The sequence below is a fragment of the Bacillus sp. FAU20 genome, assembly GCF_056033865.1.
This window is the reverse complement of record NZ_JBVYHY010000026.1, coordinates 463,416-480,326: the sequence shown is the minus strand read 5'-3', so window position 1 is coordinate 480,326 and position 16,911 is coordinate 463,416. Positions and strand designations below refer to the sequence as shown.

Genomic DNA, 16,911 nt, shown 5'->3' with positions numbered 1-16,911 from the left:
TTCTTGTTTTTATTTAAGCAATCGCTTTATATTCTCTGCATGATACACTTCACAAATATAAAATACACATTTGCAGTTACTTACAATTTGATACTTTCTAGTTGGATACACATTCGCTGTAACAGAACATCCATCAAACAATTCAATAATATTTCCAGATGGCTGATATCCTTCATATAATACGTTTCTTCTTACTTCCATCTTTTCTATAAGCTTTTCAACAGGAATATTTCCACTCTCTAATTCACTCTTTATTGCGTCCGGTAAAAACGAAGTGTCTGCAAAAATTAGATTTTCAGATAACACCTTTCCTTTATAACTAACATTAGATACACGGTAAAGAAATGTTCCATCTTTATCAAAGAAATTCTTTGCTTCTTTCGGAATGTACTGTCTACCAAGTGCCTCTTGTTCAAGAACATCAAACTGAACTGTATCATTTAAAAGCTTTTCTAAAGCATGAATGGATGATGTATCTCCAGAAAATAAAATATTTTTAATTGCTTGTACATTATAAGTGAATTCATTCTTTCTATTTTCCGCTACTAACATGAGGAACACCTCTTCTGTAATTTTTTTATTTAAGATTTAAAAGTGCTGCTGCGTCTAATTGCGTAATTTCAGTCACTTCCTTACTGAATATTGCAACAGAAGCCCTATAATCTAAACTAGGCCTTACATCTTCCATCATTGTATTACTTGCTAACTCTTGTCTATCCTTAAAAACCAACAAGTTTGGAGGATCATTTGGAGCTGATACTGTAATATGTACTGGTGGAATCATTAGTCCTTCACCTGTCGCTTTCAGCACCGCTTCTTTTCGAGTCCAATATGTTAAAAAACCTTCTATTTTCTGTTCATTTGACAGTTTCATAACTTGCGCTATTTCAATGTCTGTTAATACACCTTCTGCCATTTTCATAACATCTATACTTGGATTCATTTGTTCTACATCTATGCCAACAGGTGCGGATTTTGTAAATGCAACGACAACCCACTCACCTGAATGCGAAACGGATAATTGCGGCATACCTTCTGGTAATTGTGGTCTTCCATGCTGCAATTTACATACTGAGCACATTCGATCAATTGGTACTTGGACTGGTGACATAGAAAGTATCTTGCCGAGAACTAATCTACTTATTACGCAACCTATTATAAAACGAGCTCGATCTGCCGAATGATGATACGAATTTGCTTTCTCTCGCTCTATATCATTTAGTAAATTGTAATGCCATGATTGTAAATCCGAAATTCTTGCCCACCATATTTGACAATCATTCTCATTCAAAGTTGGAATAGAATCTACAACTTTACTTTCTATCATGTAAACTCTCCTTTATTCAACGAATATCAATTTTCATAAAAAAGCATACGTATATTGTTATTCATTGACAAGTACTTTCTCTTTTTCTGATACAGATAATGTTTTTTCTTTCTTCTTTGACATTACCTCTTTATCGGAAATACGTAAAGAAAATAGTAGTGCTATGAGCAAAAATATTGCTGACCCAATTAATGCTGCTTGATATGGTAAAAAATCGGATTGAACGTTATTACCTCCAAAACCAGCTAGTATACTAGCTAAAACCGCTACTCCTATTGCTGAACCTAGTCGATTTTGCACATTGAATATAGTAGTCGCTCTCCCCATAGAAGGCGGCGTGATATTGTTAAAGGCAGAAAATTGAACCGCACCGACAGATTGACCTAAGAAAATACCGATACCAAACAATAATGCCCGGATTTGCCACGGATTCGTATCGTGATTTACAAAACTTAATAAAACAAAGATAACCGCGGTACAAATTAATCCAATAGAAATTACCTTTCGAGCTCCTAATTTCTTATATGACCATGGTACAATTTGTGAAGAAATCATTAATCCAATCGCCTCTGGAAATGTCGTAAGTCCTGATTCCAGTGCAGAAACTCCTATCACATTTTGATACATAAGAGGAAAAACAAATAACATTCCTAATAAACCAGCTGATGAAAATAATGATATAAGGCTCATCTTTCTAAAGACTGGTTCTTTTAATAAGCGTAAATCTAACATCGGTTGCTTTACTTTCAGTTCTACAATTATAAACAATGTAATGAATACAACCCCAACTATCCCAGTACTCATAATTTCTGGAGAAATCCACCCTTTTGATGGTCCCTGGCTGAGTGCATATATGAGCATCGCAAATCCTGGTGCTGATAAAATAAAGCCGAGCGAATCAAAGCGACCAGCTGATTTTTCAACATGTTCTGCTAAAAATAGAAGTCCAAATAGCAATGCAACGATTCCAAACGGTAGATTAATATAAAATGCCCAACGCCAAGACATTTGATCTACAAAGAAACCACCGATGATAGGACCAATTGCTGGTGCTACAGCAATTGGAAGTATAATGAACCGGGAAATCTTCGGTCTTTCCTCTGGTGAAAATGTTCGAAATAACATCGCCATTCCAACCGGTGTTAAAAGCCCTCCGCCAGCACCTTGAATAATACGGAAAATATTCAATGAAGTAATATCGTTAGCCATTCCGCATAAAGCAGATGCAATTGTAAATACGAAAAGAGCAATTAAAAACACTCTTTTCGTACCAAAACGATCTCCTAACCAACCAGAAATCGGAAGGAAAACAGCTAAACTAACTAAATACCCAACATTAACCGTCCCCATTGCAGATGGAGGTACTTGTAGTTCTCTACTTATCGTTTGCAGTGCTACATTTACAATCGTTGCGTCCATCGCAGCCATAAACATCGCAGTTATATAAACGATACTTACAACTACTTTTGGATTTAGTTTTTCTTTCATTATCGTTTTCCTACTAATGTTTTTTCGCGAACTTGATTACCTTGTGGATTCAAATCTTTCCAGTTATATTCAACATATTCTAAGCAACTCTGCCTACTAGCTTCTTCATATACGACATTCCAGCCAATAGGTACATCGAGAAAAGCAGGCCAGAGAGAATACTGGCCCTCCTCATTTATTAATACTTTATATGTGTAATTATCATTTTCAAATGGATTCGTCATACTCTACTTACCCCTTTCTTATTCTGCAAATATTTCGCTAATACTTGTCCAATTTCCGTAAGTGGACCTGGCTGACATAGATCTTTATGTCTACAATCAATATCGTGCTGCACAATTTGCCCATCTAAATAATTTAGCCACGTATTTGGAGAAATAGGATCAAACCAGTCTGGTATAACAGTAGATCTAAAGAATAAGATATCTCCGTTATAAACTTTCGGTACATGTTTCCCTAACAACCCTACTGAATTTACATATGTTTCTTTCAAGTTCAATATAGTCTCTTCTTCAAGACTTGCTAATGCACTTCCATCTTTACGAAGGATTTCAACTGCACTTTCCATTGTAAGTGGTTTACCATCCATGTTATCTGGGTCATATCCGCCTAAAGCAAGTAATGCGATTAACGCTTCCTCTTCAGTAGGCGCTTCCGTATTCGGTAAGAAGTGTCCAGGATAAGAGTCAAGCATAACGAGTAATTCTACTTCTTCCCCTTCATTTTGTAATTGCGCCGCCATTGCATGCACAACATTTCCTCCAAGCGACCAACCTAGTAAACGATATGGTCCATAAGGCTGTACTTCACGAACATGTTTCAAGTAATCCGCCGCCATCTCCTCTAAACTTTTTGGAAGTTCTTCATTTTTAGCAATACCTCGTGCTTGTACACCATAGATTGGATAATCTGTTCCTAAAGATTTCATAAGTCCTGCATAGCACCAACTTAATCCACCAGCTGGATGTACACAAAATAGTGGTAATTGATCCCCACTTGCTCGTAATGGAAGCAACACATCAAGTGCACTTTGACCATTCCCCATCTCAAGTCTTTCAGCTAACCCTGCAACAGTCGGTGCTGCAAATAAAGTACCAATATTTAGTTCCACTCCAAGCGCCTCTTTCATGCGGCTCATAAGCTGCACTGCAAGGAGTGAATGGCCACCAAGATCAAAGAATCCGTCATCAATTCCAATTTGAGGTACACTTAGCACTTCTGTAAACAAGTCACATAACATTTCTTCTTGCGGTGTTCTTGGACCACGACTAGAAGATGATGCAATAAATTCTGGAGCTGGCAATGCCTTTCTATCTAATTTACCGTTTGGAGTTAAAGGTAACTCATTTACTACTACAAAAGCGTATGGAACCATATAATCTGGTAAACTACCACTAGCAAACTGACGCATTTCATTCGTATCAATCGCTTCATTATTTGATGCAACGATATAAGAAACTAACCGTTTATCCCCTGGTTGATCTTCCCGTACAATAACGGCTACTTGCTCAACTTTAGGGTGCTTCATTATGACTGCTTCTATTTCTCCTAATTCAATTCGGAATCCACGAATTTTGATTTGATGATCTGCACGTCCTATATAATCTAGCGTCCCATCTTTACGCCAGCGAGCTAAGTCTCCTGTACGATACATTCTTGTACCTGGCTTGCCAAATGGATCTGCGATAAAGCGTTCAGCCGTTAATCCTGCTCTTCCTAAATATCCACGCGCAAGCCCTGCACCTGCAACATACATTTCTCCAACTACTCCAGGTGGCACTGGTTGTAAATAGTTATCTAACACATACACTTTAAGGTCAGGTATACTGCACCCAATTAAACTATTTGCTCGTAAAGAGACGATAGTTTCATCTAATTCAATATAACTAACATGTACTGTCGTCTCCGTAATACCGTACATATTAATAAGCTTTGGTGCGTTATGAGGATGTCGACTATACCACTCTTCTAAGCGACTTAGCTCAAGTGCTTCTCCTCCAAAAACAACATATCGTAAAGATAATTTTTGGCCAATCTCTTCATTTTCACGATCTGCTTGCATCAATTGATAGAACGCTGATGGAGTTTGGTTTAAAATCGTAACCTTTTCTTTAACAAGAAGCTGTAAAAATTCTTTCGGTGAGCGACTTACAGTATGTGGCACTACAACTAAACGCCCTCCGTATAATAAAGGTCCCCAAATTTCCCAAACCGAGAAATCAAAAGCATATGAATGGAACATCGTCCAAACATCGTTTTCATCAAACTGGAACCAATGATCAGTTGCTCCTAAAAGTCTTACTACATTTTGATGAGGTATCATAACGCCTTTCGGTCTACCCGTTGACCCTGACGTATAAATAACGTAAGCAATATGTGATGGAGATAATGGCTTAATACGTTCCACTTCATCAATATTGTCTTCACTATATTTCTCAACTTCTGCTATTACTTTTACATTATCAATTAAAACTTTTAGTGCCTCATTACATTCAATTTCCACTTCTGAATTCGTTAAAACACATGATGGTTTCGCATCGTGTAGCATAAATGAAATACGGTCTGCTGGGTAATCTGGATCTAACGGAAGGTATCCAGCACCAGCTTTAAGAACAGCTAATAAGCTTACAACCATGTTTAATGATCTTGGCATCGCTAAAGCAACGAGTTGATCAGGACCAATCCCTTTTGCTATTAGGAATCGAGCTATTTTATTTGCTTTTCTATTTAACTCTTCATAAGTTAATTTCTTATCTTCAAAGACAACAGCAATAGAATTTGGATTTATATGAGCCTGCTTTTCAAATAATTGTGGCAATGTCATTTCTGGTGCAATTTGAAAACCACCATTCCACTTTTCTAACACTGTATTTTTCTCTGCTACAGTTAATATTTCTAATCTGCCAATGGATCGATCCGGATGTTTCGCTGCATCATCTAATAACAAAATGAATCGTTCTATTAGTTTTTGAACCGTTTCACGTTTATATAAATCGGTACTAAACTCTAGTAATCCATGTAAACCGTTCGGAGTACCGTCCCCCCCGTTACTCTCACTAATTTCAAATGTTAAGTCAAATTTTGCAGAACCGACGCTTTGAATTTCAAGGTTCGCTTCTATATCCGGGGCATCAAAGATTGCTTCTGGCGTATTTTGGAAAGCTAACATAACTTGAAATAGCGGATGACTATTTCGAGTACGCACTGGGTTTAACACTTCAACGAGTCGTTCAAATGGAACATCTTGATTTTCATAAGCTGCAAGATTTGTCTGCTTTACTCTATTCAATAATTCTTTAAAACTTGGATCTCCTGATGTATTTGTACGTAACACTAATGTATTTACAAATAAGCCGACTATATCAGAGAGTACATCATCATTTCTTCCAGCAATCGGACTTCCAATTGGTATATCAGTGCCTGCACCTAATCTTGTAAATAGTGCACTAAGCCCTGCTTGCAATACCATAAACAAACTAGCTCCATTTTCACGTGCAAGCTCTACTAACCTACTATGCATTTCTTCATCTATATGAAAATGAATTGTTTCCCCGCGGTAACTCGTCTCAATTGGACGCTGGAAATCTGTAGGTAACTCCATTTGGTCTGGTAAACCTTTAAGTTCTTCTTTCCAAAAATCTAATTGTGTTGAAATAAGACTCTCTTGTGTCGTTTCATCACCTAGCAATTGCTGTTGCCAAAGTGCATAATCCGCGTATTGAACGGGAAGTGTCTCCAGCTGAACTCTGTCACCTTGACATCGCGCTTTATACGCCGCTGTAAAGTCTCTCGTTAACGGCTGTAATGACCAGCCATCACCTATAATATGATGTAATAGAATTAATAATACATGTTCGTTTTCACTCACTGTAAAAAGTTGCAAACGAACTGCCGGCTCAAAATCGAGGTTAAAGCTATATCTTACCGCCTCTGAAAGTACACTTTCTAATTCATCTTTACATGTATTAGTTATAACCATTTCTAGATTTAAGTTTTCCATATCTAAAATTTTCTGATAGGAACTACCTAATACGTTAGGGAAAATTGTTCTAAGTGTTTCATGTTTCTCAACTACATCATAAAAAGCACCTTGTAATGCTTCCCGATTCAATATTCCATTCATACGAATGACTAGCGGAATATTATAAGTAGGACTTGGACCTTCTAAACAATTTAAGAACCATAACCTGCGCTGTGCAAATGAAAGTGGAACTTCATTTGGCCTACTTGCTTTCTGAATAGCTGGTCTTGCACTTTTTGCATCGTTTAATTGTTTCGCCAGTTCGGCAACAGTTGGTGATTCAAATAGTTTCCCGATTCCTAATTCCACACTTAACGTTTCACGAATTCTTGCCATTAAACGAGATGCGAGAAGTGAATGTCCACCCATTTCAAAGAAATTATCATCAATGCTAATTCGAGAAACACCAAGTACTTCTGCAAATAAATCACATAATATTTCTTCTTTCGGATTTCTAGCAACTCTCTCATTGTTCATTCCATTAAAATCAGGAGCAGGTAATTTCTTTCTGTCAACCTTACCATTTGGCGTTAATGGTAATTCTTCTAGCACAACAAATGCCGATGGTATCATATAATTCGCTAAACTTTCTGAAACATAAGAACGAATTTCTGAAAGATTAATCGGTTCCTTTTCTTCTGCAACGATATACGCAATGATGCGTTTATCATTTGGACGATCTTCTCGTACCATTACTACCGCTTGTTGAATATTTTCATGTCGTTGTAATACCGTTTCAATTTCAGCTAATTCAATTCGGAATCCACGAATTTTAATTTGATGATCTGCGCGACTAATGTACTCTAACGCACCATCACTACGCCATTTCACAAGATCTCCTGTACGGTACATGCGCTTCCCTGATTCTCCATAAGGATTTGCAATAAACCGTTCAGCTGTTAACTCAGGTTTTCCTAAATATCCGCTTGCAAGTCCCTCCCCTGCAATATATAATTCCCCAATAACTCCAGGTGGAACTGGTTGTAACCCTGCATCCAATACATACACTTCTGTATTGCAAATTGGCTTTCCAATAGGAGGTATACCCTTTTCACCTTCATCAATGTTCATGAAAGTAGACCAAATCGTCGTTTCAGTTGGTCCATATAAATTAGTTATTGAGCAACCTAATTCTTTTAATTTATTTGCTAAATGCTCTGGAAGAGCTTCACCACCAACAAGTATATTTAGCCCTTGTAGCTTCTCTGGATAATCAGTTACTAACGCCTGCCAAAGCGTCGGTGTAGCCTGCATAATTGTCACTCTTTCTTCTTGTAAAAGTGTCGCTAATGCTGATGGCTCTTGTATGTCTTCTTTTTGTGCAATTGTTAAACTTGCACCACTAATAAGAGGTAAATAAATTTCTAGTGCAGAAATATCAAATGCAAACGTTGTAACTGCTAATAAATGATCATTTTCATGTAATGAAAATTTTTGTTGCATAGCCATTAAAAAGTTACTTAAACCTCTCATAGGAACAATTACACCTTTTGGGTTTCCTGTTGAGCCTGAAGTATATATTGTATAGGCTGGGTTTAAAAGTGATACATCATTCTTACATGCTATATTCATACGAGAATATGTATGTAACGCTAGTTTCGTTTCTTCTTCATCTAATACAATTTTTTTCATATCATTTTCTATAACTAACTTAGATGAAACAGATGAATGTGTTATGATACAAACTGGTTTTGCGTCATTTACTATATAATTAATTCTTTCTGCTGGGTATTCTGGATCTATTGGTAAATACGCTGCACCAGCCTTTAAGACTGCTAGCATACTAACTACCATTTCTATTGATCTAGGGAATACTAAAGCTACAAACTGGTTTGGTCGCATTCCTTCTTCTACTAAATAATGTGCTAGTTCATTCGCTCGTTCATTTAGCTCTTTATACGTAAGGTTTACACCGTCACAAGTAATGGCTAGTTTATTGGGATTTTTTTGCACTTGTTTTTCAAATGATATAGGCAGACTGATTAACTCATCGTCTTCCTTCGTTTCATTCCATTCCAATAAAACTTTATGATTTTCTTCAGGCAGAGTAATGTTTATTTTTCCAATCGACTCGTTTTTCTCATAATTATTTACTACTAATTCAAATAGATTCATAAATCTTTCTTTATGCAATGCTAGCTCCGCGCCATTATATACTTCAGGATTTGCATCAAAATGAATCATTAGCTCATTTTGATCAAAACGTTTATATACATTTATTGATAAATCATCGACAGGTCCTGCTGATAAATTATGCGTAATACCACGATTTCCAGCAAAATTTAGCCCGTAATCAAAAGGCATAACATTCACTAACGGTCCAAACAACCTTTGATTTTCACCTAGTAACTTTAAGTCTCTTCTTAATTCCTCATGACGGTATTTATAATGGCGACGTACATCTCGGATTTCTTTAGAAACTTGTTGCAATAATTCCGCAAGAGTTATATTTGGAGTTACTGTAATACGAAGTGGCACTAAATTCATTACCATACTTGGTGTATGAATAGATACCGAACCTAGACGTCCCATCATCGGTAAACCTAAAACAATATCATTTGCACCTGTTAACTTATGCATATAAATACTTGTTACAGCGACAATGAATTCCGGCCAACTTGTTAACGAAATATTGATATCTTCTAATAAAGTTTTCGTGCTAGAACTAGATAAATAAGCTGTTTCTCGTGAAAATCCATTTGATGTTCTCGGTGCTCGCTCTGCCAAGCTTACAACTTCTGGTTCATCCGCAAATTTTTCTAACCAAAAAGTACGATCTTCCTGAAATTTTTTAGACTCACGATACTCAATATCTTCTTGCACGACCTTTGTAAGAGAACCAAATGGCTTTTCATTCTTGTTTGTTTCTTCTATAAGTGATGTATACTCATTCGCTACTTTTTGGCTAAGAAGTGAAAATCCATAGCCATCCATCACAATGTGATGGATGCGCTGATACCAAAAGAAACGATTATTTTCAACTTGAATAAGTGCTTCAGTAAATAATGTATCTTTTTTCAAATCGACTGGCATAGATAAATCATTTTTCATCCATACTTTAGCAGCTTCTTCAGGATTTTCTTCTTTACGAACGTCAATAAAATGCATATGAAACTGTGATTCTTCAATAACTTGCCATGGGCCAATTTCATCCTCCTCGAAGCGAACATGAAGTGCTTCTGCTTCCATTACAACTTTACGTACAGCTAATTCAAAAATTTCTTGATGAATATTTCCGTTTATTTCTACATATTCTCCAGTATTGTAAATTGGATTAAGCGGATCTAATTGTTGCGCAAACCACATACCAGACTGCGCAGATGATAACGAATGACGAATCTTTTGACTGTTAGGCATTCTTTACTACCCCTTTATTATGTAGTCTATTTGTTACAGCACCTGTGCTGTTTGTGAAGATAGTAAACTGTACCAACCTGCAACAGTTGGACGTTCTGCTAAATCTGCAAAAGTGATTTCTTTCCCTTCACGACGCCACTTCTCTACTAAACTCATAATTCTGACCGAATCAAGCCCTCTATTTAATAAGTCCTCATCAATATCAATACTCTCTACTGGCTCACGAAGTAGTTGTGCAACTAGTTCATGCACTTCCTGTATAGTGATTCCTTCACTCTCATCATCTTTTACACTTTGTAAATCGTTTAACAGTAGGTTTGTTGATGTCGTTACTGCACATCTATTAGATGCATACTCCAATGCTTGTTTATGATGCTCTAGTGAAAAATCAGCAACTGCATCTGCTACAAAGAACGGCTCTATACCATCCATAAATGCTTCACAAGCTGTTAAAAGACAGCCAATATGCGCATAAATACCGCAAATAATGAGTTGATCTCTTCCTTGTTCATTTAAAATTTCTAATAGATTTGTCTTTTTAAATGCACTATATCTCCATTTTGTTAGGAATATATCATCCTCATCAGGAGTAAGTTCATCAACAATTTTCTTTTTATCTGGTCCAGCAGGTATACCGTCACCCCAAAAGTCTTGTAATAAACCTCGTTGTTCCAACGTTTGTCCACCAGGTTGTGCTGTATAAACAACTGGTATACCAAGTTCCTTACATTTTTCTCTTATCATTTTAATATTTGAAATAAGTTCTACTTTTGGTGATTCTTTATCGCTATATGCATCAAGAAAATATTCTTGCATGTCATGAATTAAAAGTACTGCACGTTTCGGATCTGGTGTCCAATTCACTTTATTTTTTGGTAGTTCTGATTCAATTGGCATTTTATATACTGAAATAGATGGGATAGCCATCTAATCACTTCCTTCCGGTTTTTATTATTGTTTTACTGTAATAAGTTTTTCAGCAATGACTTTACGTAGTTCCTTTTTGCTGACTTTTCCGACTCCTGTTTGCGGGAATGATTCAATAAATTCAATTCGATCTGGAATTTTATAAGCCGCTATACCACGTTCTCTTAAAAACATTTTTAATTCACTTACTGCTGGAACTTGTCCGCGAGCTATAACAAAAGCACAGGTGCGTTCACCTAAATAATCGTCAGGCATAGATACAATTGCTACGTCATGGACCGCATCGTGTGCTAATAGATGATTTTCAACTTCTTCCGCAGCAACTTTCTCACCACCACGGTTAATTTGATCTTTATCTCTTCCTTCTACAATGATGTATCCTTGTTCATTTACTTTTACAAGATCACCTGTGCGATAAAACCCATCCTTTGTAAATGATCGGGCATTATGCTCTTCGGCTTTATAGTAACCACGAATTGTATATGGACCTCGTGTTAATAAACTACCTACTTCGCCAGGTTTTACATCGTTGTCATTTTCATCAACAACTCGTACTTCATCGAGTGCAGACATTGGTCTACCTTGTGTATGAATAATAATTTCTTCCGGATCGTCTAATCTTGTATAGTTCACTAATCCTTCCGCCATACCAAATACTTGCTGTAACGTACATCCAAATGTAGGGCGTATACGTTTTGCAACCTCAGCACTAAACTTAGCACCACCTACTTGAATAACCTCTAGACTCGATAAATCAGCATTACGAGAAGATGCAGCGTCAAGCCATATCATTGCTAATGGCGGTACGAGAGCAGTAATCGTAACTTTTTCTTTTTCGATAAGTGCAAATGCCTCATCCGGACTACCCCCAGTTGCCAGCACAACTTTTCCACCTGCATAGAAAGTTCCAAATGTTCCAGGAGAGCTCATCGGGTAATTATGTGCTACTGGAAGAACGGCCATATAGACACTCTCTGCACTTAAATTACAAATTTCAGCGCTAACACGTAAACTATAAATATAATCATCATGCGTTCGAGGAATTAATTTAGAAAGTCCTGTTGTCCCTCCTGATAATTGGAGAAACGCAACATCACTTGGCTGAACTTCTGGTAATGAGACGGGATCCATATACAGATCATTTATGTTCACAAATTCTTCTTCTTCTCCCACTACAATGACTTGTTGTAAATTTGGCACTTTCTCTTTCACTTCTCTTGCTAGTTTTCGATAATCAAAACCAAGAGCCTTATCTGAAATAACGTAAGCGCTCGCCTCGCCAAACTCACAAAAATAACTAATTTCACTGCTTCGATGTGAAGGTAGTGCAAAGACAGGAAGCGCTCCAATTCTAAATAGCGCAAAACATATTTCGAAAAACTCGATAATGTTAGGTAACTGGATTACAACTCTGTCCTCTTTCTTTATTCCTAAATTCAGTAAACCTGCTGCTAAACGATCTACCTTTTTATTAAGTTCACTGTACGTTATATGCGTCTTACCGCTTACAACCGCGATTTGATTTCCATATTTCTCAGCTCGCTCTCTTAACACTCCTCCAAATGTTTCACCAAGCCAACATCCTGCTTCTCGGTAACGATCGGCAAATTCTTTTGGCCATTCTGTATAACCTACTAGCATTCTTTCTTCCCCCTATTTTTCATTAAGTGAACTATCTCTTAACCCTAAAGCTTTTAGCATTGTTTGGAACTTAGCTGATGTTTCTGCTAACTCATCTTCTGGTTTTGACTCAGCAACAACTCCAGCTCCTGCATATAAACGAAGTGTATTTTCTTGTACTTCAGCACAACGAATTGTAACAATCCATTCTCCATCTCCATTTAAATCGCTCCATCCTAGCATTCCTGTAAAGAACTCGCGGTCAAATGGCTCAATATGCTGTATAGCCTCTCTTGCTTTTTCCATCGGAGTTCCGCAAACTGCTGGCGTAGGATGAAGGGCAATTGCTAATTGTAAAGAAGAAGTATTTGGATCCTTAAGTTCACCTTTCACTTCTGTAGACAAATGCCACATCGCTTCACTATGAATAACTGATGGCTTTTCTGGAACATGTAATGTATGACAATACGGACGAAGTGCAGCGGCAACCGCTTCCACTACTACCGCATGTTCATGTAAATCTTTTGGAGAAGAAAGTAATTCCTCTGCTCTTCTTTTATCTTCTACTGGGTCCTCACTACGTGGCCTTGAACCAGCTAACGGGTTAGAAATAACTTGCATACCATTACGTGAAATAAGTAATTCAGGGCTTGCTCCAATTAGCGTTTTACTGTTCTCCTTTTCATCTTTCGGTAAATTCACAGCAAATGTATAACCATGCTTATTATGCTCTGCTAATTCTCGCAGAAGTTTTTGCTTATCAATCTTTTCGGAAGATTTAACATCTAACGATCTGGATAGAACGATTTTCTTTAAATCACCGTCCTGTATTTTTTCAATTCCTTGCTTCACACCATTCATATAAACTTCAGGGTCTGGCATTGGCGTCATTTCAAATGTTGCGTTCTCATTTGTTTCAAGCTGATTTGTTGTATCCAATTGTAACCGCTCAGAAATTCTGCTATATTCTGGTACGATGAGTTGGACTTCTTTTCTACGATCAAATGGCAAAGCACCCACAACGATAGGATTTGGATTTCCAGCTTGTTTCGCATTACTTAATGTCGTTTGCACAAGCTCTGGGAAACTTTCAATTTCACGATGCTTTACTGTAGTAAACTCTCCTTCTGTTAATATCGTTCGAGTTGGTGAAGCGAAAAAGAATGAAGATTCAGTCTTATAATCATCTAAAAGTTTTTCTGACAATTCCTTTACAGCTATATGTTCATTCATAATATAATAACCTCCTGAATTTTTATTAAACTCCTAACGTAGCACCGCCATCGACACATAAATTGTGCATTGTAATATGACTCGCTCTATCTGAGGCTAAAAATAACACTGCTTCAGCAACTTCTGAAGGTTGTGCAATTTTTTGTAATGGAATTCCGAGTCTATATGTATTTTGAGAACCAGCAATTATATTTTTAGCTCCATTCTCATCAGCCCATAGTAATCTTTGCATCTCAGTTTCAGTAGAACCTGGAGAAACTAAGTTGCAGCGTATATTGTATGCCGCAAGCTCTAGTCCTAAACATTTCATAAACATCGTCGTTGCGGCCTTTGACGCAGCATACGCAGCCATCTCCATTCTTGGCGTATTTGCCGCATTTGAACCGACTGTAACAATTGCCCCCGATTTTCTTAACATCATATTTTTACTTACCGCTCGGGACATATTGAAAACCCCTGTCGTATTTACAGAGAATGTTTTATTCCAATCTTCATCACTTAACGAATGAATTGGTCCCATACGTAAAACCCCTGCAACATTTATTAAAATATCTATTGGCGCTATTTCATTTGTAATATGATTTACCATGTCTTCAACAGCGGCGCTATCACTCACATCTAAACGAAACGTTTTCATACGTGTATTATTTAATTCATTTTGATTTAAGAGTACATTTAACCCCTCTTCATTTTGATCAACCGCAATAACTTTGGCTCCTCTTTCTAAAAACATTTTGGCAACGACACTGCCTATGCCTTGTGCTGCACCTGTTACTAAAACTGTTTGCCCATCAAATTCCCCTAAGTTCATTTTCTCTATCCTTTCACATAAACATTAATTTCATTAAGTAACACCGATGATATTGATTTTCATTATCAGTTGTGTTGTAAAAAATAATACACTTACTAAACTAATTGGTCAAGTGCGCATTACTTTAAAATTCATTTTATTGATAATGTTTTTCATTTACCATCTTACACCGAAATGATAATGTTTCTCAATAAACTTGTCAATCTTTTTTTATTTTTCAGATAAACCATTTTAATGCTTCTTAATAAAATCATATGTAAACGCATTAAAAGTACTTATATTATAAATAAAATTCAAAGTCCTCTTTTTAAAATTGAAGAAACTAAACTAGAGATACGTTCATTTACAATGCTTTATGAAAAACTCAAGTATATATTTTCTCAATATTTTTCTGAAAATATATCTTACAAATACTAATGAATGTCTTTTTTGTCATTTAAGATTTAATATATATTTCGAATACGATGTATCAATTTATTATATTCCAAATGGGTATTCCACTCACTTTTACATCTATAAAAATCCCAAAAGTAATTTAACCTTGTTAAAATAACTCATAAAAAAAGCATCCTAATTAATAGAATAGGATGCTTTTTCGTAATCATAGTGTTATAGAAGATTTGTATACTTATGCTACGCTGCGATACTCTTCTTCTTTTTCTTTTTTCTGCTTAGGTGCTTGAATTAAAATTGCGATAATGAATGACACGACACATAATACACCTATTACCATGAACGTTGGTTTGAATCCACCTAGAAGTGCACCGATAAAGGAACCTGCAAGCGCCCCAAATCCAAACCCTTGATACACAATTCCGTAGTTCTTACTATGGTTTTTCATACCGAAGAAATCACCAACAATAGCTGGGAAAATAGTGATATTTCCACCAAAGCAAAACGCTACACTTGCTACACATACGAAGTAAATACCATAATTTAAATCTACAAAACTTAGAACTAAGACTGAACTCGCCATAACAACAAAAGTACTAGTAACGATTTTTAAACGCCCAATTTTATCCGATAATGGTCCTAAAATGATACGACCTAATGTATTGAAGATTGCAACCATAGCCACCGCATTAGCTGCTGTTGCTGCGCTAAGTCCTACAAGTTGAACACCAATGTCTTTTACCATACCAATTAAGTATAAGCCACTCATACATGATGTAAATAACATGATAAATAATAAGTATACTTGTTTTGTGCCTAACATTTCTTTCGTTGTGTATTCCTTAGTTTTTGTTTCATGAACTGCTCCTTGATCTGCAGCTTGATGGATTAAACAAGCACCAATTACAATCATAGCTGTAACAATTAAACCCCAGTATATAAATGCTTGGGATACACCAACTGATTCAATCAACTGTGCGTTAACGTATTTAAAGATTAAGCTACCTGAACCATATGCAGAGACAGAAATACCAGCAATTAAACCTTTACGCTCTGGAAACCACTTTATTAAATTTGATAGTGAAGTGATATATGCTGTACCATCTGCATAACCTACAACAACTCCCGCTAGTACATAAAATAATATTAGTGAGGATGCTTGTGAACTAAGTATTAATCCTAGTCCTAATGCTAATCCAGCTATCATAATAAGTTTACGAAGTCCCCATTTTTCTTGCAATTTACTCGCAAATAAAGTTGAAAATGCTAAAGAAAGACTAGTAATTGAGAAAGTTATCGCAACAGCGTTAAGACTCCAACCATATTTACTAACTAAAGGCTGATTGAATAAACTCCATGTATATATCGTCCCAAGCCCCATCTGTACTATAACTGTGCCAAGGACAACAAGCCATGGATTAACAGTTGATTTTTTCATATCTTTCCGCCCCCTCTTTCTATTTCAATGCTATTCGCTAAATTTACTTTTTTTATGTTCATTTTGGTCACCTCTTTTGATTTGACACCTTCATTGTATAAGATGTTTTCATTTATGTAAGCACTTACAAGATAGAGCGTCAAAAACATGGAATCAGTTACAGAAAATGAAGGACGAAATACAAAAAACTATTTATTAAAGAAACGGTTTTATTAAGTCAATTCAAAAGCCTGACTTTCTTTATACGCTTATAATTGTTTATTAAAATGTGAAGATTTAACAAACAAATTCCATCA

The 16,911-nt window shown here is 36.4% G+C and carries 10 protein-coding genes; all 10 read right to left on the bottom strand.

Annotation, left to right across the window (positions count from 1 at the left end):
• Nucleotides 1-9: 9 nt before the first annotated feature.
• Nucleotides 10-552 carry a hypothetical protein gene (locus AC0OM3_RS24370; RefSeq protein ID WP_000959128.1) on the bottom strand — a complete coding sequence of 181 codons (543 nt, stop codon included), beginning with the start codon at nucleotides 550-552 and terminating at the stop codon, nucleotides 10-12.
• A 25-nt stretch (nucleotides 553-577) separates the two neighbouring features.
• Nucleotides 578-1,327: a 4'-phosphopantetheinyl transferase Sfp gene (gene sfp, locus AC0OM3_RS24365; RefSeq protein ID WP_000573001.1), complete on the bottom strand. Its 750-nt coding sequence runs from the start codon at nucleotides 1,325-1,327 to the stop codon at nucleotides 578-580.
• Between the two features lie 57 nt (nucleotides 1,328-1,384).
• Complete coding sequence (locus AC0OM3_RS24360; RefSeq protein WP_000660201.1) at nucleotides 1,385-2,815, bottom strand: MDR family MFS transporter; 1,431 nt, start codon at nucleotides 2,813-2,815, stop codon at nucleotides 1,385-1,387.
• Nucleotides 2,815-3,039 (bottom strand): MbtH family protein, encoded by a 225-nt coding sequence (locus tag AC0OM3_RS24355; protein WP_000184059.1) that lies wholly within the window; start codon nucleotides 3,037-3,039, stop codon nucleotides 2,815-2,817. Before AC0OM3_RS24355 ends, AC0OM3_RS24360 begins: the two co-directional genes overlap by 1 nt.
• Nucleotides 3,036-10,193, bottom strand: a complete 7,158-nt coding sequence (locus AC0OM3_RS24350; protein WP_474213161.1) for an amino acid adenylation domain-containing protein — start codon at nucleotides 10,191-10,193, stop codon at nucleotides 3,036-3,038. Before AC0OM3_RS24350 ends, AC0OM3_RS24355 begins: the two co-directional genes overlap by 4 nt.
• Before the next feature lie 33 nt (nucleotides 10,194-10,226).
• Nucleotides 10,227-11,120 (bottom strand): isochorismatase family protein, encoded by an 894-nt coding sequence (locus tag AC0OM3_RS24345; RefSeq protein ID WP_001007259.1) that lies wholly within the window; start codon nucleotides 11,118-11,120, stop codon nucleotides 10,227-10,229.
• Nucleotides 11,121-11,144: 24 nt separating this feature from the next.
• Entirely contained in the window at nucleotides 11,145-12,761 is a 1,617-nt protein-coding gene (locus tag AC0OM3_RS24340; RefSeq protein WP_000960122.1) for a (2,3-dihydroxybenzoyl)adenylate synthase, read from the bottom strand.
• Between the two features lie 12 nt (nucleotides 12,762-12,773).
• Entirely contained in the window at nucleotides 12,774-13,973 is a 1,200-nt protein-coding gene (gene dhbC / locus AC0OM3_RS24335) for an isochorismate synthase DhbC (protein ID WP_001002065.1), read from the bottom strand.
• A 25-nt stretch (nucleotides 13,974-13,998) separates the two neighbouring features.
• Nucleotides 13,999-14,784, bottom strand: a complete 786-nt coding sequence (gene dhbA, locus AC0OM3_RS24330) for a 2,3-dihydro-2,3-dihydroxybenzoate dehydrogenase (RefSeq protein ID WP_001048435.1) — start codon at nucleotides 14,782-14,784, stop codon at nucleotides 13,999-14,001.
• Between the two features lie 628 nt (nucleotides 14,785-15,412).
• Entirely contained in the window at nucleotides 15,413-16,615 is a 1,203-nt protein-coding gene (locus tag AC0OM3_RS24325; protein WP_000750122.1) for an L-lactate MFS transporter, read from the bottom strand.
• Nucleotides 16,616-16,911: the final 296 nt, after the last annotated feature.

Excerpts from the sequence above, each read along its gene's own strand:
- AC0OM3_RS24370 (WP_000959128.1), bottom strand. The coding sequence starts at position 552 with ATGTTAGTAGCGGAAAATAGAAAGAATGAATTCACTTATAATGTACAA.
- sfp (WP_000573001.1), bottom strand. The coding sequence starts at position 1,327 with ATGATAGAAAGTAAAGTTGTAGATTCTATTCCAACTTTGAATGAGAAT.
- AC0OM3_RS24360 (WP_000660201.1), bottom strand. The coding sequence starts at position 2,815 with ATGAAAGAAAAACTAAATCCAAAAGTAGTTGTAAGTATCGTTTATATA.
- AC0OM3_RS24355 (WP_000184059.1), bottom strand. The coding sequence starts at position 3,039 with ATGACGAATCCATTTGAAAATGATAATTACACATATAAAGTATTAATA.
- AC0OM3_RS24350 (WP_474213161.1), bottom strand. The coding sequence starts at position 10,193 with ATGCCTAACAGTCAAAAGATTCGTCATTCGTTATCATCTGCGCAGTCT.
- AC0OM3_RS24345 (WP_001007259.1), bottom strand. The coding sequence starts at position 11,120 with ATGGCTATCCCATCTATTTCAGTATATAAAATGCCAATTGAATCAGAA.
- AC0OM3_RS24340 (WP_000960122.1), bottom strand. The coding sequence starts at position 12,761 with ATGCTAGTAGGTTATACAGAATGGCCAAAAGAATTTGCCGATCGTTAC.
- dhbC (WP_001002065.1), bottom strand. The coding sequence starts at position 13,973 with ATGAATGAACATATAGCTGTAAAGGAATTGTCAGAAAAACTTTTAGAT.
- dhbA (WP_001048435.1), bottom strand. The coding sequence starts at position 14,784 with ATGAACTTAGGGGAATTTGATGGGCAAACAGTTTTAGTAACAGGTGCA.
- AC0OM3_RS24325 (WP_000750122.1), bottom strand. The coding sequence starts at position 16,615 with ATGAAAAAATCAACTGTTAATCCATGGCTTGTTGTCCTTGGCACAGTT.